Source organism: Pseudomonas viciae, assembly GCF_004786035.1.
GTDB classification, from domain to species: Bacteria; Pseudomonadota; Gammaproteobacteria; order Pseudomonadales; family Pseudomonadaceae; genus Aquipseudomonas; species Aquipseudomonas viciae.
The window spans coordinates 473,406-490,889 of sequence record NZ_CP035088.1; the positions used below are offsets into that span (position 1 = coordinate 473,406).

A 17,484-nucleotide genomic window follows, 5' to 3' on the forward strand; every position below is an offset into this window, starting at 1 on the left:
CGAATTCATGAACAGTTTCATCCGGGGCCACGCATCGCGTGTCCTGTTCTGTCTTGCCGTGCTTGGCCCACTGACGCTCCCCGGTTCGCTGCGGGCCGAAGAGGCCCAATGGCAACTGGCGATGAACAATGCGGAACTGCGCGACGTGGTCGAGGAAATCTCAGGGATTCTGGGCAAGACCGTGGTGCTCGATCCCAAAGTGTCGGGACGCATTAGCGTCATGTCCCGCCAGGCGCTGGACCGCGAAGGTGTGCGTCGGTTGTTCTATTCGGTACTCGATGCGCACAACTTCACCGTGATCGACGAAGGCGAGCGGATCCTGATCACCCCGGTCAGCGAGGCCAAGACACGCGCCGCTACCAGCGACGCGAAAAGCGCCACGCCGTCGCAGTTCGTCACCCAGGTCATCGACTTGCAATCGAGCATCGCTGCCGATATCGCCGGGCTGGTCCGGCCCCTGGTGTCGACCCATGGTTACGTCGGCCCCTCGGTGTCATCCAACGCGGTGGTGGTCACCGATACGGCCGCCAATGTGCAGCGCCTCACTAAAGTGGTGCGGCAGTTGGACTCGGGACGCAACCGCAATCATGTGGTGGTGCGCCTGCGCCATGCCCAGGCCGGGGATATCGCGCCGCTCATGGAAGCCTCTGGCGGTAAGCGCGAGGGTGACACCGCGGGCCTGGTGATCGCCGACGCCCGCAGCAATCGCCTGGTGATCATCGGCGCGCCGACGGTGCGCCAACGCCTGGTCGACCTGGCCCGGACCCTCGACGTCCCGGCCACCGCCTCCCAGGACAACGCGCGGGTCATCCGCCTGCGCCACAGCGATGCCAAGCAACTGGCCGAGGTCCTGGAAGCCGTCGGCCAGGATAAAAAAACCACACCGGCACTGACCGGCCTGCGGGAAAGTACCCCGGCCAGTTCGTTCATGATCAAGGCCGATGAAAGCCAGAATGCCCTGGTGCTGATCGCTGAACCGGCCCAGGTACGCACCATCGAAAACATCGTTCGCGAATTGGACCAGCCCCGCGCCCAAGTGCTTATCCACGCGGCCATCGTCGAGATTTCCGGGGACACTGCCGAAGCGCTGGGGGTGCAGTGGGGTCTCAACCGTGGCAGCGCGACAGGTTTTATCAATTTCCCGGGAACCGACATCCCGATCATCGGCGGGATGGACGCCGCCAAACTGGATAAATCGACGGAAGGCGCGCTCCTGCGCCTGGGTGGCGACCGCTTCAGTGCGCTGGTGTCGGCGCTGGCGAGCAATACCCGCAGCAACCTGCTTTCCACGCCCAGCTTGCTGACCCTGGATAACCAGGAAGCGGAAATCATCGTTGGCCAGAACGTCCCGTTCAAGACCGGTTCCTACGCCACCAACAGCAGCGGTGCGGACAATCCATTCACCACCGTGGAGCGCAAGGACGTCGGCATCAGCCTCAAGATCAAGCCCTACATCAACGAGGGCTCCACCTTGCGCCTTGAAGTCCAGCAGGAAGTCTCGGACATCGCGCCGTCGGTCTCCGGCGTGGACTCCTCGGACCTGATCACCAACAAGCGGGCCTTGAAGAGCACGATCCTGGCGGACGATGGCGAAATCATTGTGATCGGCGGCCTGATCCGCGACAGCGTCCGGACCCAGGAAAGCGGCGTGCCGCTGCTGCGCAGTATTCCGTACCTCGGCGCGCTGTTTCGCTGGAACCGAGACACCCAGACCAAAAGCAATTTGATGGTGTTCCTGCGCCCGACCATCGTACGCAGCAGGGAAGACCTGGCCGATGTGAGTCGCCAGCGCTACGACGCACTACGGGAGCTGAGCAAGCCGGGCTCGCGAAAGAACAATTCGCTGTTGTTGCCTCGGGAGGCGCGCCAGTTGTTCGAGCCGTCTGCGGATGCGCCGATGACCGATTTGGACCAACAGCATTCGGGTGACTTGTGAGTGACCCGCAGGCGCCGCTGCCCTTTGGTTTCGCCAGACGCTTTGGCGTGCTGCTGGAAGGCGAAGGGGCGGCCTTGAGTCTGGTGATGCGTCGTGATGCGCCGCTGACAGCACTGGCTGAGGTTCGGCGCCTGTGTGGTCGCGAACTGCCGATCCAGGTCTTGGAACCGGCCCCGTTCGCCGCGCGTCTGGCCAGCGTATACCGCCAGGGCCAGAGCGCCGCCGAGCAGGTTGCCCAAGGGCTGGACGAGGAACTGGACCTGCTCAGCCTGGCCGATCAGGTGCCGCAAACCACTGACCTGCTGGAGCAGCAGGGCGATGCGCCGATCATCCGGCTGATCAATGCCTTGCTCAGCGAAGCGGTTCGTGAACACGCTTCGGATGTGCACCTGGAAACGTTCGAGCACTACCTGTCGGTGCGCATGCGCATCGACGGTCAGTTGCAGGAAATGCTCCGTCCACGCCGGGAACTGGCGAGCCTGCTGGTGTCGCGGATCAAGGTCATGGCCCGTTTGGACATCGCCGAAAAGCGCGTGCCCCAGGACGGGCGAATGGCCTTGCGATTGGCCGGGCACGAAGTCGATGTGCGGGTCTCGACCCTGCCGTCGGCCCATGGCGAGCGCGTGGTGTTGCGCCTGCTCGACAAGCAGGCCGGACGCCTGGAGCTGCAACGCCTGGGCTTGCCCGACGACACCCTGGCAGGGCTGCGCCAATTGCTTGGCAAACCCCACGGCATTGTGTTGGTGACCGGTCCCACGGGTTCCGGGAAAACCACCAGCCTGTACGCGGCGCTGAGCAGCATCAACGACCAGAGCCGCAACATCCTCACCGTCGAAGACCCGATCGAATATCACTTGCCGGGCATCGGCCAGATGCCGGTCAACTCGAAAGTCGATATGACTTTTGCCCGTGGCTTGCGGGCCATTCTGCGCCAGGACCCGGACGTGGTGATGGTCGGTGAAATCCGCGACCGCGAGACCGCCGAAATCGCGGTCCAGGCGTCCCTGACCGGGCATCTGGTGCTTTCGACCTTGCACACCAACACCGCCGTCGGCGCGGTCACGCGGCTGGTGGACATGGGCGTGGACGCCTATCTGCTGGCGTCGTCCCTGGCCGGCATCGTGGCCCAGCGTTTGCTGCGGACCTTGTGCCCGTCCTGCAAGACCCCCTACGTGGCCGACGCCGCCACCTGCCGGCGCCTGGGACTCGACGCCGCCACTGCGCCACGGCTGTTCAAGGCCCAGGGTTGCGATCAATGCCAGAAAGGTTATCGCGGGCGCTTCGGCATCTATGAGCTGGTGAGTGTCAGCGCCGCGTTCTCGCAGCTGATCCATCAGGGGGCCACCGAGCAGGCGCTGGCTCTTGAGGCACGCAAGACCTCCCGGAGCCTGTTTCAGGATGGACGCCAGCGGGTGCTGGAAGGCCTGACCAGCGTCGATGAACTGCTGCGCATCACCCAGGAGGATTAGCACCATGGCGACCTTCGACTACCGGGCCGAAGATGCCCAGGGCCGGCGCTGCAAGGGCCGCGTGGAAGGCGACAGCCCCCGCCATGCCCGTCAGTTGTTGCGCGAGCGTGGCTTGCTGCCCAGTGAGCTGCACGAAACCAGGGAGCCGCGAATCATAGGAGCTCGGCCTGCCGGAGGGCGGTTGAGCCCCGCTGACCTGGCGTTGCTGACGTTACAGCTGTCCACCTTGATCCAGGCCGGCCTGCCCCTCGAGGAGGCGCTGGGGGCGGTGGCGCAACAGAGCCAGAAGCGCCGTGTCGCCCATCTACTGTCGGCGGTGCGCGGTCGTGTGATGGAAGGCCACGCGTTGGCGACCGCCCTGGGGGTATTTCCCCAGGCGTTTCCCGAGCTGTTCTGCGCCACCGTTGCGGCCGGCGAGCAATCCGGCCACTTGGGCCAGGTTCTGGAGCAACTGGCGACCTACACCCAGGCGCGCCAGGCGTCGCGCCAGCGCATCCAACTGGCCTTGGTGTATCCGCTGATTCTGCTGCTGGCCTGCGTGACGATTGTCGCTTTTCTGTTGGGCTACGTGGTGCCGGACGTGGTGAAGATTTTCATCGACAGCGGCCAACCTTTGCCTTGGCTGACCCAGGCGCTGATCGCGGTGAGCGACGGCTTGCGCCGCTACGGTCTGCTGCTGCTCGGCGCGTTGGCCGGGCTGCTCGGGCTGTGGCGCTGGAGCCTGCGCCAATCGGCGTGGCGCCTGCGCTGGCATCGCTTGTTGCTCAGGCTGCCGTTTTTGGGCGAGGGGCTGCGGGCAATGGAAGCGGCGCGCTTTGCCAGCACCCTGGCGATCCTGAGTAAAAGCGCAGTGCCGTTGGTGGACGCCCTGCACATCGCCGCGCAGGTGATCGGCAACCTGACCATTCGCGCGCGCATGGCCGACGTCGCCCGTTCGGTCCGCGAGGGCGGGACCCTGACCCGTGGCCTGGAGCTTGGCGGTGATATCCCGCCCCTGATGTTGCACATGATCGCCAGCGGCGAGCGTGTCGGCGAACTCGACCGCATGCTGGCCCGGGCCGCCGAACAACAGGAGGCCAGCCTCGCGGCGCGCATCGCGCTGGTGGTGAGTCTTTTCGAACCGGCCATGTTGGTGTTGATGGGCGGCGTGGTGCTGCTGATCGTCATGGCCATTCTGCTTCCTATCTTGAGCCTCAACCAATTGGTGAATTGACCCATGAAACTTCAAAGCAACCGACCTGCACGCCTTCAGCGCGGCTTCACCCTGATCGAAATCATGGTGGTGGTGGTCATCATCGGCGTCCTCGGCGCCATTGTCGTACCGCAGTTCATGAGCCGGCCCGATCAAGCCAAGGTCACGGCCGCCCGCACCGACATCCAGGCGATTGCCACGGCCCTGGAAATGTACCGTCTCGACAACGCTCATTACCCTTCGACCCAGCAAGGCTTGGAGGCGCTGAGCAAGCGGCCGTCCGGTACGCCCGTGGCAAAAAGCTGGAACCCCCAGGGTTATCTGAAAAGCCTGCCGATCGATCCTTGGGGCACGCCCTACCAGTTCATCAACCCTGGCCTCAAATCCCCCGATGGCAGCTATGACCTGTACTCGCTGGGCGCCGATGGCGTACCAGGCGGCGATGGGTTTGCCGCCGATATCGGCAATTGGGCCGAGTGAGCATGGGCCGTTATTGCCGGGGTTTTACCTTGCTGGAACTGATGGTCGTCATTGTGTTGATCGGGGTATTGGCGGGCATGGTCAGCTTCGCCATGGGGCCGAACCCGGCGCGTGAAGCCCGGCAGCAAGCCGAGGACTTCGTCCGTGTAGTGCAGCAGTTGCGCGAACGGGCGGTATTGGATGGCCAGGAATACGGTGTGCGCGTTCAGCCTCGCGGTTATCAGGCGTTGCGCCTGGAGTCCTTGGGTTGGACCGCGGTGTCGGCGTTGCAGCGGTTGCCTGAAAACCTGACGCTTGGGCTGGAGCAGGACGGTCATGTGCTGACGCTCGATGATGCCCAAGGCCCGCCACAGTTGCTGATGCTCAGCAGTGACGAGATCAGTCCGTTCAGGCTGTTCATCAAAGTCGCTGGCCAGACTATTTCCCAGGTCGTGAGTGATGGCATCGCGGGACCGCTGATCGATGGGTAACGCTCGCAGGCTGGCCGCCGATTGCCAGGGATTCACGCTGTTGGAGGTGATGATCGCCCTGGCGATTTTCGCGACGTTGGCGGCCGCAGTGCTGTCGGCCAGCCAGTTCGTACTCAAACAAAGTGCCGGGCTCGAGGACCGTCTGTTGGGCGTCTGGCTGGCGGATAACCAACTGAGTGAGCTGCGTCTGCAAGCCGCTACGCCGCTTGGTCAACAGCGCCTGACGCGGCGCCTGGATCAGCGCGATTGGATCTTGCAACAGCGTATCGCCCAGGCCCGTGACCCGCGCCTGCTCCAGGTGGAGATCCAGGTCAGCCGCGCCGGTGGCCCATCTGTCGTACACCGCACCACTGGGTGGCTCCGCAACCGTCATGAGTAGACAGTCGGGCTTTACCTTGTTGGAACTGGTCATCGCCATCGCCATTTTTGCCCTGCTCGGCCTGGCCAGTTGGCGCCTGTTCGACAGTGTCGTGCGTACCCAGCAGGGCGCCGGTCAACATGAGCGAGAAATCCGGGCCTTGCAGCGCGCCGTGGGAGTGATCGAACGGGATGCGTGGCAGGCCGTTGCCGGTTCCATTGAGCTTGCGCCAGGGCGCCTGCAATTGCAGCGTAGCCATTGGTCCAATCCACTGGACCAGCCACGCAGCGAGCGGCAAACGGTGAACTATCGACTCGAGGGGACGGTGTTGTGGCGCGATAGTCGCGGTGAAGGGCCGGTCATTGTGCAGCAGCAGAAACTGCTCGAGGAGGTACGCAGCCTGAGCTGGCGGGTGTTCGACCCGGAACGGGGCTGGCACGGCGAAACCGTGCGCGGCAACGCGCCACTGGCGTTGGAATTGGTGGTTTCTGCGGGGCGTTTCCAGCAGATCCGACGAGTGCTGCTGTTGCCTGGATCGTTGCCATGAACCGACAACAAGGCGTGGCGCTGATCAGCGTGTTGTTGGTCCTGAGCCTGGCGCTGCTGCTCACCGGCGGCATGCTGCGCAGTCACCGCTTGTTGGTGCAGAGCAGCGCGCAGCAGCTGCAGCACGTCCAGCTGCGTCAATTGGCGCTGGCCGCTGAAGCCTGGGCGCAGACGGTGTTGGAACGCAGCGCGATAACCTCATCCGGGCCGGTTGACCTGAGCCAGGATTGGGCCCGGCTCAAACCTGCATTCGAGAGGGAAGACGCCGAGATTCACATCGATATCCAGGATTTGTCCGGGCGTCTGAACCTCAACGCGTTACTGGTCCAGGGCCAAACCGATCAAATCACGCTCGGCCGTTGGACGCGATTGTTGGCGTTGCTGGATTTGCCCGCGCTGTCATTGCCCCAGGTCGGAGTGGTGCAGGAGTTGAGTCAGCTGCGCCTGTTGCCGGGCTTCGACGGCCAGACGCTGCGGCGCCTGGAGCCTTGGGTGGCGTTGCTGCCCAAGGAGGCTCTGCTGAATATCAACACCGCCCCGCGGCTCGTGCTGATGACCCTGGACGGCATGGAGGAAGGGCCGGCCAAAGCGTTGATCAGCCAGCGTCGCCACGCGCCCTACGCCAGCGTGCCGGCCTTTACCAATGACCCGCTGTTGTCCGGGTTGGGCCTTGGCAGCCATGGTCTGGGCGTGAGCAGCCGCTGGTTCCGAATCACTGTGAGCGTGAGCCGCGCCGGCAGCCGTCTGCGCCTGGCCTCGGATGTCGAGCGTGACCCGGTTAGCGGACGCTGGACTGTTGCTCAGCGTCGTTTTTTACCCATCAGCCCCAGCGAGCGCCCTTGATGAAAACCTGGCTTTACCTGACGGCCGACGGCTTGGATGCGCCTTGCGCCAACTGGCCGTGCTGCGTGTGGTCACCCACGGGCGAACGGCGTTACCTGCCCTTGCATGAGGCCGCCCGCGAGTTGCACGGGCGAGTCGTCGACGTGTTGTTGCCGATGGAAATGTGCAGCTGGCTGCGCAGCGATCCATGGCCCTCTCGACGCCAGCCGCGGCCTCAGGCCCTGGCGTTCGCCATCGAAGAGCGACTGAGTGAAAACCTGGAGGCATTGCACATCAGCGCCGGCGCACGAGACCGTCAGCAGCGTTATCCGCTGATGGTGACCGGGCGAAGCCGTTTCCAGGCCCTGCTGGCGCTGCTGGCCGCGCAAGGCATTGATGTCCGTGCGATGCATGTCGATGCCGATCTGCTTCCCGAAGACAAGATCTTTGCTGTGCGCTGGTTCGGTCGCTGGCTACTGGGCGGAGCGTTGTCGGCGCGACTGTCGTTGTCGGCCCAGGTCTTGGCAACGCTCAAGCCGGACTTGCCCGAGGACATTCACTGGCTGGACGAAGGCCGCGATCGCGAAGGCATCGATGCATGGCTGCTCAACGCTGGTGGACATCCCATCGACCTGTTGCAGGGTGAGTTTCGTCGCCGCCGCCGCCAGCCTCTGCCATGGCGCGGTGCGGCGGCTTCCGCGCTGGGCGTGTTATTGCTCATCTGGGCGTCCAGCGAAGTGCGTGTTCGGTTTCTTGAAAGCGAAACCCGGCGTTTGTACGCCCAGGGCGAGCAGCGATTCAGGTCGCTGTATCCCGAGCAGAACCGGATCGTCGACTTGGCGGCGCAGTTCCAGGCGTTGCAGAGTCGTCGTGGGCAAAGCCAGGACACCCAGGTCGCGCGCCTGGTCCATCTGACGGAGCGGGTCATTGGCGCGAGCAACGTCGAAGTGCAGCGCATCGATTTCCGTGAAGACGAAGGTTGGAAAATCCAGCTGACTGCCAACAGCTTCGTCGAGCTTGAACAACTGCGCGAACGCGGGCAGCAAAACGGATTGCCCCTTACCCTGGGCAGCGCCAGCAAACAGAACAACCGAGTGCAGGCCACCCTCACGCTGGAGAACCGTTGATGACCTTCAATAGCTTGATACAGGCCTGGGGGAGGGTGTCACGCCGTGAGCAACAATTGTTGCTGGGCCTTGTCGGGCTGTTGCTGACAGTCGTGGCCTACACCTCGATCTGGCAACCTGTCCGGCAACGGCTGGAGGTTGCCGAGCGACAGTATCGCCAACAGGCTGAGCTGCACGCCCGAATCCAGCGCGCCGAGCCCATCCGAGATCTGACCACCGCCACACAGCCCTTGTCGGTGCGCGTCAATGACAGTGCGACCGCAGCGGGGTTGGACATCGCAGAGATGGAGATCGACGGCGATTCGTTGCGACTGGCCGTCAGTGGCGATGCCAATCAGTTGCTCCAGTGGCTGGATCAACAAGAGCGGGAGGGCGCGGCGCTGCAGTCGTTGACCCTGGAAGCGCGTAGTAGTGTGTTGGAGGCGCGGGTGGTCTTGCGTCAATGATCGACCGAACACCGGTACCTAAACCTGCACATTCCCCGGCAACAACGGTAACTTCGCCAGTTTCACCGCCACCAGCAACGCCACCACCAGCAACGCGCCGATGAACAGACCAACACCGTTCCACCCGCCCAAGTGCCAGGCCACGCCGCCGGCTGTACCCGCGACACTCGAGCCGGCGTAATAGCTGAACAGGTAAAGCGACGACGCCTGGCCCTTGGCTTTGAGGGCGCGGCGGCCGATCCAGCTGCTGGCGACCGAGTGGGCGCCGAAGAAGCCGAAGGTGAACACCAGCATGCCCAGGACCACCAGCCACAACGGCGTGGCCATGGTCAGCGCGAGGCCGGCCAGCATCAGCGCGATGGTTGCCCAGAGCATTTTGCGCCGGCCGAGTTTGTCCGCCAGTGCGCCGATTTTTGCCGAGCTGTAGATGCCCGACAGGTACACCACCGACAGCAACCCGACAAAGGCCTGATCCAGGTGATAAGGCTCGGCCAGCAGGCGGTAGCCGATGTAGTTGAACAGCGTCACGAACGCGCCCATCAACACGAAAGCTTCAAGAAACAGCAGCGGCAAGCCAGCGTCGCGAAAGTGCATGGTGAAACCGTCCAGCAGGCTGCGCGGGTGCAGCGAGCGAGGGCGGAAGTTGCGCGACTCGGGAAGAATCCTCCAGAACACCGCCGCCGCGATCAAGGCCAGGCCACCGATCACCAGCATCGCGGTGTGCCAGCTGACAAAGTCGATCAAGACCCCGGTGATCAGGCGCCCACACATTCCGCCAATGGCGTTGCCGGCGATATACAGTCCCATCGCCAGGCCGATGTGCTTGGGGTGGATCTCCTCGCTCAAGTAGGTCATTGCGACCGCTGCCAACCCGCTCAACGACAGGCCCACCAAGGCGCGCAGCACCAATACGCCTTGCCAGGTCGGCATCATGGCACTGGCAATCGTACACGCCGAGGCCGCGAACAGTGCCGCGACCATCACCGGCTTGCGGCCGATGCGATCGGAAATCGGGCCGGTGATCAACAGGCCGATGGCGAGCATGCCGGTCGCCACCGACAGGATCAGGCTGCTCTGCGCCGCGTTGATGGAAAACTCCCGGGACAACAGCGGCATCATCGGTTGCACGCAATACAGCAGGGCGAAGGTCGCAAAGCCAGCGCTGAACAGCGCCAGCACCGTGCGCATGAACATCGGCGTGCCTTTCTCAATGTAAATGTCTTTGAGTTCGGCAACGGCATCGTCCTGCACACGTGGCGGGATTTCATGGGCCAATGGAGCGAGAGCAGTTTTCACGGTGGACCTCAATGGAGCACGGCCAGGCAGGCAATGGAAAAAGCATATAGCCGGCTAATGTTTCTATCCAATATATTGTTCGACCTGTTTAAGACGTTTTACGACCTATTGGATCGCCCCATGGAATTGCGTCACCTGCGTTACTTCATTGCTGTGGCCGAAGAACTGCACTTTGGCCGCGCCGCGCTGGCCTTGGGCATCTCCCAGCCGCCGCTGAGCCAACAGATCCAGGCGTTGGAGCAGGAGATCGGTGCGCGGTTGTTCGAGCGCACCAATCGTCGGGTCGAATTGAGCGAGGCCGGGCGGCTGTTCCTTGAAGAGGCGCGGCAGGTTCTGGTCCAGGTCGACAAGGCCGCCGACGTGGCCCGCCGTGCCCAGTTGGGCGAATTGGGCGAGCTGAAAATCGGCTTCACCTCCTCGGCGCCTTTCAACTCGACCATTCCCCAAGCGATTTTCACGTTCCGCCAACGTTTTCCAGCCGTGCACCTGAACCTGCGGGAAATGAGCAGCACCCAGGTGTCCGATGCCTTGCTGGACGACGCGATCGAGGTGGGCATCATGCGTCCGTTGCCATTGCCCGACGCCTTGCAGGAAATTGAGCTCAGCCGCGAGCCACTCGTCGCCGTGCTCAGCTCCAAACATCCCTTGGCCCAGGGCCACGAAAAAGGCCTTTTTCTCTCGGCATTGGCCCAGGAGCCGTTCGTGTTTTTCCCCCGCAGCTACGGCAGCGGCCTCTATGCGCAGCTCCTGAGCCTGGCCCGCGACGCCGGCTTCAGCCCGAACTTTGCCCAGGAAGCCGGCGAAGCCATGACCATCATCGGCCTAGTCGCGGCGGGGCTGGGCGTCTCGGTCCTGCCGGCGTCTTACCAGCGCATGCGTATTGATGGCGTGGTCTATCGACCGCTGCTTGACCCGGCGGCGGTGTCGGCGGTGTGGCTGGTGCAGCGCAAGGATCAGCGTTCGCCGATGGCGAAGGCGTTTGTGGAGTTGCTGACTAAAAATACGGCTGATGTTTGAGCTGATGTCGAGTCAATTGGACATGATGGGTGACAAGTCAGCCTGTTTGTGAAGGGCGCCGTGAGGCGCCCTTCTTCGAACTATTTACCGTATTCCTTAGCCCTCCCAAACCGTCGCAGGCTTATTGGCGTGATAGTCATAAAACCCTTGGAGGGTCCAGGTATCGCCCTTGCGTTCAAACGCGGCGCGCCATGCGCCTCTGCCGCTGCCTGGGGATAGCTGGGCCATGTCGTACCAGTAATATTTGTTGATTCGTTTTGTCGTGGCTCTGCCGGCTCGAATGTCATCCATGATTTCTGTCACCTTGGCTCTGGCTGCTTCGGGAAAGTTGTCATATGACATCTGGGTTTCTGCCAGTGTGCTGAGACTCATCGTAAATTTTTCTGTTGCGGTGGATGCTTCTGCCAGTACCGGCGCAGTGCTGGTGGTCGGTGACTTGCCAGGAACCTTTTTCGTCGGGACCTGGGTCACGACTTCGATATCGAACGTGTCGTAGTTCGAGAGGTTTTTCGTGAAGTTGGTGATGTCCTCACTGGTGACCAATAAGGTCTTTCGCTGCGACTTGCCCTTGTTGGCGATGACATAAGGAATCTTATTGTTCCGGATTTCCGTCAGGAGCCCGGGCACGCGTCTTTTTTTCATCTCGTCCCTGAAGGCGCTGTACTTTTTATTCTTATATTCCAGGAGGTTTTCCGGATTTTCTTTGTATTTTTCCCTGGCGGCTTCTACTTCGGGCCCCTCCCCTGAGTACAGGTCGCCCAGCTCGGCCCAGAAGCGTTTTTCCGCGGCTTCGATCACGTCATGAATATCGCCCTGGATCTTATCCATGGCGGCTTTCTTTCGCCCCTGTTGAGGGGTGATGGTGATGAATAAGGCGCCGGTGAGGTTGTCTGTCAAGGAGGACATCATCATCTTGAAGTCGCCTTCACTGTCGAAAAGCTCTTTCTTGAGCGGCAGGGTCATGTCGAATATTTTTATTTTTTGCGGGGGCGTAAGCACGATCCCCCTTTCCTCTGCGCTGATGTCCCGGGTGCAGTAGTCGACGGCCTGCCATACGTTGAATTTGTACAGCAGGCTTTCGTGGGGGTTTTTATGTTGCGCGAGGCCGTGGAGTCTTTTGTTTATCTTTATCTGGTTTATTCGGGAGCGATAAGTGTCGATGTCGCGAACGTGGATGTCATTCATGCTCTCACGCAGGATGCGCTCGGCCAGCTCTTCGGGCATTGAGTGGATGATCTTCTTTACCTGATTCACCACTTCCCGGGGCGGCCAGCGATGGTCCACCAGTACGCCTTCTACCAATGCGTTGTAGGTCTTCTGTTGCGGGGTTTCCGGAGTCCGGCCGAATAGACTTTGTATGATTCCGCCACCGAGCAGCCGTTTTGGCTCTTCGATCTGCCATCGGCCATTTTTCCAAGTCACTGGCAGTTGATGAGTACGGTTGTTCGACGCATAGATAATCCGTTCACCCGCTTGTATCGCTGTTTTACTGTAGCCACTCCCCAGCTTTAAATAGCCTTGTCCACCCGCGTCCCTGAACAGGTTACGACCCTCGGGTATCAGTCCCTTGCCGTCAAAGCCTTTCAGGAGGAACGGTCCCAGCTCCGGGTCAGGCATGCGCGGCAGGGACGACAGTTCTGGACGGTCCTTGCTTCGGCGTCGGGCTGCGCGGGCCATAATCAGATCCTGCCCGGCCTCAGCCATGACCTCTCCCAACCCGCTGATGAAGTCACTGGTCCACTGGCTGAAGCTGCCACCCTCGTCCTTTATTGCCGACACTGCGGCGCCTCCAGCCATCACCGGCAGAATCGCGCGGCCCAATACCCCGCCCAGGCGGCCCGCGTAGAACATGGCCATCGCCCCCGTCAGCAACGTGATGCCATTGCTGCGTCCCTCCTGGGCCGCTGCGCTGTTGCGCTCGGCGTTTGTCACCGTTAGCGCGTCAGCCGTCTTGAGCGCGTGGGTGACCTGGGTTTCGTGCAGTGCCTTGAGCAAGTCGCCTTTCACCACGGGGGAGGCGACCTTCAACGCGAAATCATCCTGAACCCGATGCTTTATCCATGAGAAGGTGGACTGCGTGACTTTCTTTATCTTCTCGTTGAGCGTCAGGTTTTCCGCTGCCGGCACCAGGCTGGCGAGTTGATCGGCTTGTTCCATCAGCGGCAGTTGTGAAATCAGCCAGCGGGTCATTTCCAGGGTGCTGATGAGTGTCTGGACCAGGACCGCTTCCAACGCCCTTTCGCTTTCTGCGTGGATGTCCCTGAACACTTTTGCGTCCGGCGCGCCCGGCGTGTACAGCGTCAATGAAGGCCGGCTGGAGAGTTTCCTGACGCCGAAGACCAGCAGCTCTTTCAGCACACTGTCGCCCCACTGGATCTGCCGGACCACCACCTCGTGCCCGTTGACCTTGCGGCGTGCCTCGGGCGTTGGGCTGTCCAACGCTGCCAGCACCAGGTTCAGGCCGGTGTTGTCCTTGTCGTGGGTAAAGTCGCCCGAGATATGGGCGGCCCACGCTTGCGCCCGCATTTGCTTGGCTTTCAGGGACAGCCATTCGGCCTGGCGCTCCCGGGCCGCAAGACGCAACGCGGGCGGGATACGGGTACCCACGTTTGCCCTTTCAATGACCTCTACGATCTGCGCAAAGCTCAGCGGCCCCTCTTCGGTGTGGTGGGCAGCATTGCGCTCGTCCGGCGTCAGGTTGGCCATCGCCCATTCCGTCATGGACCGGCAGTCATCGAATATCGCCTCCACGTGGCCTCGCGATACACCAGACCCGAACGGCGACTCGCCGGTCGGTGCGCGCGGGTCGAGGGTCTGCCTGCGGATACACAGGGATACCTGGTCAGGATCGACCGGGGCGTATTTGTCCTTGATGAACCCGGCGAGCAGCGTGCGGGTCCGGTCCCGGAGGGCGTCAAGGGAAGCCAGTGTCACGGGATCTGGCGGGGGAGGGGTATCCGCCAGGGATGTCTGCAAGTCCTGTAGCGCGTTCCACCAGGACACGCGGTCGCTGCCGATGACGTTCGGGTTGGCGTGCAGCCAGTCGTCCAGTTTTTTCTGGTACAGCCGTAACGCGCGCTCGTCCATGGCGCCCGCCAGGTCCAGCCTATCCTTGACGTTCGCCGCGGCATCGATCCTGTCTATCCAGGTATTGATCTTCTCATCTTCTCCCGGCCCGTTCAGCAGCGCATCGCTCACGGCGGTTTTTTGCGCCGCTCGCAGGTCCGTAACCAGGTGGGCAAGGAAATCCCCGGCGATGGGAGCGGTGGTCACTTCATACTGAACGTCATCGTCCGTCTCCAGACTGGCTTTCAGCGCCGCCAGGTCAGCGTATACCTCCAGCGGCTTACCCGGGCTGTACAACAGCGCGCTTCCCGGGTAGTCGACATTGTCACGCTGGGTCAACGCAACGGAGCCCGACACCGGCACGCTGAACCCCCATCCTTCGGGGGTGATACTCAGGCCATAGACCCCGGGCCGGTCACGCTCCGCCAGCCTGGCGCGATCCGTCGCGTCCGGTGCCGACAGCGCATGCTCCGTTACTGCCTTGTGCAGCGGCAGGCTGAGTGTTCCGTCCAGTTGGTGGAGATCGGCCTGTGCCTTGAGTTGCCTACCGAATTCATCGGCCAGCCATTCGCTGACGCTGCGGTCCTGGCTAGGGTCGGGCGGGTTGTCCCAGAAGTCGTCCAATGCCCGCGCCAGCAGTCGTTCATACGACGCGGGAGTGATGCTTATCAGCTGCTTGACTGCTTGCTTGGCGTCACGGCTATTCAGGGCTGCCGGCATATCCGTGACGCCGTTCAGATCGGTGACGATGTCGATATTGCCCAATTCGTCGAAGAACTCGTGCGCATTGATCTTTCCTGCCACCGCACGCCAGAAAAGCCTGCCGAGGGGGACCGTTTCCGCCACCTTGCGTTTAAATGCCAGCGTGTCGGTTGTGCCCTCAGCTTGGGGGACTGCTTCGTCTTGCAGCCGGCACACGAGTATTTCGTTGATTGCCAGCTTGTTCAACAGGGTGGGGAAGGCTTTGCTGAACCAGTCATTCACGTGCTGTGCAGCCACTTTCGAGGCGCGCGGAACAGCGTCGTTCAGACGGATCATCTGTTGCTGCGAGGCATTGAGTTGGTTCACCAGCAGGGCGCTAGCGGTCTGTAACGGGTTTTTCTCCAGCATGTTCTCTTCCTGAGAAATTTTCGGAAGGAACAACCTATTGAAGACGCGCGAAGAGGGGGCGGTATATAGATACCGCATGGAGCGGTGTCAGGCGGTGTACAGGGATTAAGGACACATCATTCAGGTGGGAGCGAGCTTGCTCGCGATGAACCCTGCCGGGTCATGCCGACGGTTATTTTTTATCACGCAAAAATGTCAGGATCGCCTCGCAGGTCGCCTGGGTTTTTTCTTCCAGTACCCAATGCCCGGTATTGTGCAATATGAAAGAGTACGGTTGCGTAGTGATGTATTTGACTTGTTCGGCCAAGGTCTTTCCTCTCGAATGATCCCCTCCAATGGTGAGCACAGGCAGCGTCAGTTTATGGTGGGCGAACGCTTGGTTGTCATTCACATCATTCTCTAGCCAGGCCGAATAAAGCTTGAAGGCCGCCTCCATGCGTCCAGGCCGGGAATAATCTTTCACCAGCGCAGTCCGCACGCTATCCGACACTGGATGGTTGCGGGAAAATACAAAGTTATCAAAAAACATGTTCAGGTAAGTTTCTTCCCGTCCTTGGACCATGTTCAAGGCTGCCTCGCCAAAGAAGCGAAAGTGCCATTTGCTTGCAATGCCACCTGCCGGGTCCCCGTTGTAAGCCGTTTCCCATCCCGGGATGCCAGGAATGAATCCGTCCATCAAGATAATACGTTTGGTTTCATCCGGATAAAGTGCCCCGTAGGCATAGGCAATAATCAAACCCATATCATGGCCGACAACATCGACCCGCTTGATGTTCAGGCTGCTGACCAGCTCGTGCAAATCGTGCGCCATGCTTTTTTTGTCATAGCCGCTTTCTGATACATCAGTTTCCCCCGCGCCGCGATAATCAGGAACGATAGGCGTATGACCGGCACGCACCAATTGCCCCATCAACGCCTCCCAATTACGCCAGCTTCCGGGAAACCCATGCACCAGCAACACCGGGTTTTCGCCATCACCGCTTATAAGATAGTGAAGGCGAATGCCATTCACATAGGCATAGGCACGTGTAAACGTTGCTCCGTCGACAACAATGGTGTTTTGTTCAATAGAAGATGATGTGGCCTGCTGTCGAGAAGACACGGGTGGGACGCCCGACCAAGCTATTGCATCCATCAGTTTCTTATCCATTTTGGAAACCGGATTTAATTTAGTTACAGCTCATAAGGCGAGCAGGGTTGTCGAGCGTTAACCTGCAAGGTATTTGAAAATGGAGAAGCCTTTTGGCAGATGTTTAAAGCCTGAAGCCATTCCCAATCTCACCGATACTGTCGAAGATGACAGTTCCGACAAGCGGTAAGACAGCTTGCATGGTTGCGCTTACATATAAGACATCCCGTTGCTGCCTCAGCGGTCGGTTAGGCCCTGCGCTACGCTGGGGGCTTCAGGTCTTTCTCCGGAGATAACAGTTGATCGTCAAAAGAGCACTTTCTGGGGGGCACTCATTTATTGAGTGTTATGGCTTCAGTTTGGTCTTTAAATATTTTCGGAAGTTGAGTGGTCTGCTTTCCGAGTTTTTGCCGGCGGGAGGCTGTGTCAATCCTTGGAACACGATCCTTTCGATACTGAAACTTTGTGGTGACGGGGCGCGAACACTCCAAAAAAGGGCTGCTGCGCAGCCCAGCGGGAGCAAGCTCCCTCGCCACAAGGGAAGCGTCGAGGGTTTCTTTAGCGCTTTACTGCACCTTCGCCAAATCCCCTTTCAACGCAACGCCCGCCATGATCGCGCCAGCGTGGCATTCGTAGGTGGTCGGGTCCTTGCGTTCGTTGCTCTTGTAGAAGCTGACGATGTTGGTGACGGCGTTGGCACCGGCATTCTTGGCGGCCTGGTGCAGGCTGATCAGGGCCGATTGCAGAACCCATTCGCAGGCGACTTCATCGGATTTGTTGAAGGCGTTGGTTTTCTTGTTGGTCACCGCGCCTGGGCTGACCACGGTGACGTTGCCGGCCGGTTTGTTGCCGGCCAGGTAGAACTTCACGCTGCCGTCGATCTTGCCGGTGCGGATGGCTTCCGCGACGACTTTGTCGAAAGGCAGGAACAGCGCGGTATCACGAGCCTGGCTGATGGCCGGCAGAGTGCTGAGCAACAGGGCGGCGGTAACGGCGATTTTCTTCAACGACATCATGGTC

Annotated in this window: 15 protein-coding genes; 11 read left to right on the forward strand and 4 right to left on the reverse strand. The window is 61.0% G+C overall.

The features are described 5' to 3' along the window. The first annotated feature begins 7 nt into the window (after positions 1-7). The 10 genes from gspD to gspM are packed head-to-tail and all read left to right on the forward strand — an operon-like array spanning position 8 to position 8,846. The gene (gene gspD, locus EPZ47_RS02115) at positions 8-1,936 is read left to right on the forward strand and encodes a type II secretion system secretin GspD (protein ID WP_178084232.1); all 1,929 of its coding nucleotides are present in this window, start codon (positions 8-10) and stop codon (positions 1,934-1,936) included. Beyond that, positions 1,933-3,405, forward strand: coding sequence for a type II secretion system ATPase GspE (gspE, locus tag EPZ47_RS02120; RefSeq protein WP_135843321.1), 1,473 nt, complete (start codon positions 1,933-1,935; stop codon positions 3,403-3,405). The genes gspD and gspE overlap by 4 nt, the downstream gene beginning before the upstream one ends. Before the next feature lie 4 nt (positions 3,406-3,409). Further along, positions 3,410-4,618, forward strand: a complete 1,209-nt coding sequence (gspF, locus tag EPZ47_RS02125; protein ID WP_135843322.1) for a type II secretion system inner membrane protein GspF — start codon at positions 3,410-3,412, stop codon at positions 4,616-4,618. Positions 4,619-4,621: 3 nt separating this feature from the next. Next, positions 4,622-5,077 (forward strand): type II secretion system major pseudopilin GspG, encoded by a 456-nt coding sequence (gene gspG / locus EPZ47_RS02130; protein ID WP_135843323.1) that lies wholly within the window; start codon positions 4,622-4,624, stop codon positions 5,075-5,077. 2 nt (positions 5,078-5,079) lie between these two features. Continuing rightward, positions 5,080-5,547, forward strand: a complete 468-nt coding sequence (gspH, locus tag EPZ47_RS02135) for a type II secretion system minor pseudopilin GspH (RefSeq protein WP_135843324.1) — start codon at positions 5,080-5,082, stop codon at positions 5,545-5,547. Further along, positions 5,540-5,926: a type II secretion system minor pseudopilin GspI gene (gene gspI, locus EPZ47_RS02140; protein WP_135843325.1), complete on the forward strand. Its 387-nt coding sequence runs from the start codon at positions 5,540-5,542 to the stop codon at positions 5,924-5,926. Before gspH ends, gspI begins: the two co-directional genes overlap by 8 nt. Beyond that, positions 5,919-6,452: a type II secretion system minor pseudopilin GspJ gene (gspJ, locus tag EPZ47_RS02145; protein WP_135843326.1), complete on the forward strand. Its 534-nt coding sequence runs from the start codon at positions 5,919-5,921 to the stop codon at positions 6,450-6,452. Before gspI ends, gspJ begins: the two co-directional genes overlap by 8 nt. Next, positions 6,449-7,294, forward strand: a complete 846-nt coding sequence (locus EPZ47_RS02150; RefSeq protein ID WP_135843327.1) for a type II secretion system protein GspK — start codon at positions 6,449-6,451, stop codon at positions 7,292-7,294. The genes gspJ and EPZ47_RS02150 overlap by 4 nt, the downstream gene beginning before the upstream one ends. Further along, complete coding sequence (gspL, locus tag EPZ47_RS02155; protein ID WP_135843328.1) at positions 7,294-8,400, forward strand: type II secretion system protein GspL; 1,107 nt, start codon at positions 7,294-7,296, stop codon at positions 8,398-8,400. Before EPZ47_RS02150 ends, gspL begins: the two co-directional genes overlap by 1 nt. After that, a complete protein-coding gene (gspM, locus tag EPZ47_RS02160) occupies positions 8,400-8,846 on the forward strand; it encodes a type II secretion system protein GspM (protein WP_135843329.1) in 447 nt (148 codons plus the stop codon). The genes gspL and gspM overlap by 1 nt, the downstream gene beginning before the upstream one ends. 18 nt (positions 8,847-8,864) lie before the next feature. Here gspM and EPZ47_RS02165 read toward each other — a convergent pair whose 3' ends face one another. Beyond that, entirely contained in the window at positions 8,865-10,121 is a 1,257-nt protein-coding gene (locus EPZ47_RS02165) for an MFS transporter (RefSeq protein ID WP_420825046.1), read from the reverse strand. A 141-nt stretch (positions 10,122-10,262) separates the two neighbouring features. On the opposite strand from EPZ47_RS02165, the gene EPZ47_RS02170 reads away from it, so the two are divergent. Continuing rightward, positions 10,263-11,159: a LysR family transcriptional regulator gene (locus tag EPZ47_RS02170; RefSeq protein WP_135843331.1), complete on the forward strand. Its 897-nt coding sequence runs from the start codon at positions 10,263-10,265 to the stop codon at positions 11,157-11,159. 96 nt (positions 11,160-11,255) lie between these two features. On the opposite strand, the gene EPZ47_RS02175 is transcribed toward EPZ47_RS02170, so the two are convergent. The 3 genes from EPZ47_RS02175 to EPZ47_RS02185 all read right to left on the reverse strand — a co-directional run bounded on the left by EPZ47_RS02175 (position 11,256) and on the right by EPZ47_RS02185 (position 17,477). Beyond that, entirely contained in the window at positions 11,256-15,335 is a 4,080-nt protein-coding gene (locus EPZ47_RS02175; RefSeq protein WP_135843332.1) for a dermonecrotic toxin domain-containing protein, read from the reverse strand. 172 nt (positions 15,336-15,507) lie between these two features. Then, positions 15,508-16,485 (reverse strand): alpha/beta fold hydrolase, encoded by a 978-nt coding sequence (locus EPZ47_RS02180; protein ID WP_238346700.1) that lies wholly within the window; start codon positions 16,483-16,485, stop codon positions 15,508-15,510. 545 nt (positions 16,486-17,030) lie between these two features. Continuing rightward, the gene (locus EPZ47_RS02185; protein ID WP_025211438.1) at positions 17,031-17,477 is read right to left on the reverse strand and encodes an excinuclease; all 447 of its coding nucleotides are present in this window, start codon (positions 17,475-17,477) and stop codon (positions 17,031-17,033) included. Between the last annotated feature and the right edge of the window lie 7 nt (positions 17,478-17,484).

Bases quoted from the DNA above. Each gene is read 5' to 3' on its own strand.
- gspI (WP_135843325.1), top strand. From the start codon at position 5,540: ATGGGTAACGCTCGCAGGCTGGCCGCCGATTGCCAGGGATTCACGCTG.
- gspM (WP_135843329.1), top strand. From the start codon at position 8,400: ATGACCTTCAATAGCTTGATACAGGCCTGGGGGAGGGTGTCACGCCGT.
- EPZ47_RS02180 (WP_238346700.1), bottom strand. From the start codon at position 16,485: ATGGATAAGAAACTGATGGATGCAATAGCTTGGTCGGGCGTCCCACCC.
- gspL (WP_135843328.1), top strand. From the start codon at position 7,294: ATGAAAACCTGGCTTTACCTGACGGCCGACGGCTTGGATGCGCCTTGC.
- gspF (WP_135843322.1), top strand. From the start codon at position 3,410: ATGGCGACCTTCGACTACCGGGCCGAAGATGCCCAGGGCCGGCGCTGC.
- EPZ47_RS02150 (WP_135843327.1), top strand. From the start codon at position 6,449: ATGAACCGACAACAAGGCGTGGCGCTGATCAGCGTGTTGTTGGTCCTG.
- EPZ47_RS02175 (WP_135843332.1), bottom strand. From the start codon at position 15,335: ATGCTGGAGAAAAACCCGTTACAGACCGCTAGCGCCCTGCTGGTGAAC.
- gspD (WP_178084232.1), top strand. From the start codon at position 8: ATGAACAGTTTCATCCGGGGCCACGCATCGCGTGTCCTGTTCTGTCTT.
- gspG (WP_135843323.1), top strand. From the start codon at position 4,622: ATGAAACTTCAAAGCAACCGACCTGCACGCCTTCAGCGCGGCTTCACC.
- EPZ47_RS02170 (WP_135843331.1), top strand. From the start codon at position 10,263: ATGGAATTGCGTCACCTGCGTTACTTCATTGCTGTGGCCGAAGAACTG.
- EPZ47_RS02185 (WP_025211438.1), bottom strand. From the start codon at position 17,477: ATGTCGTTGAAGAAAATCGCCGTTACCGCCGCCCTGTTGCTCAGCACT.
- gspJ (WP_135843326.1), top strand. From the start codon at position 5,919: ATGAGTAGACAGTCGGGCTTTACCTTGTTGGAACTGGTCATCGCCATC.
- gspH (WP_135843324.1), top strand. From the start codon at position 5,080: ATGGGCCGTTATTGCCGGGGTTTTACCTTGCTGGAACTGATGGTCGTC.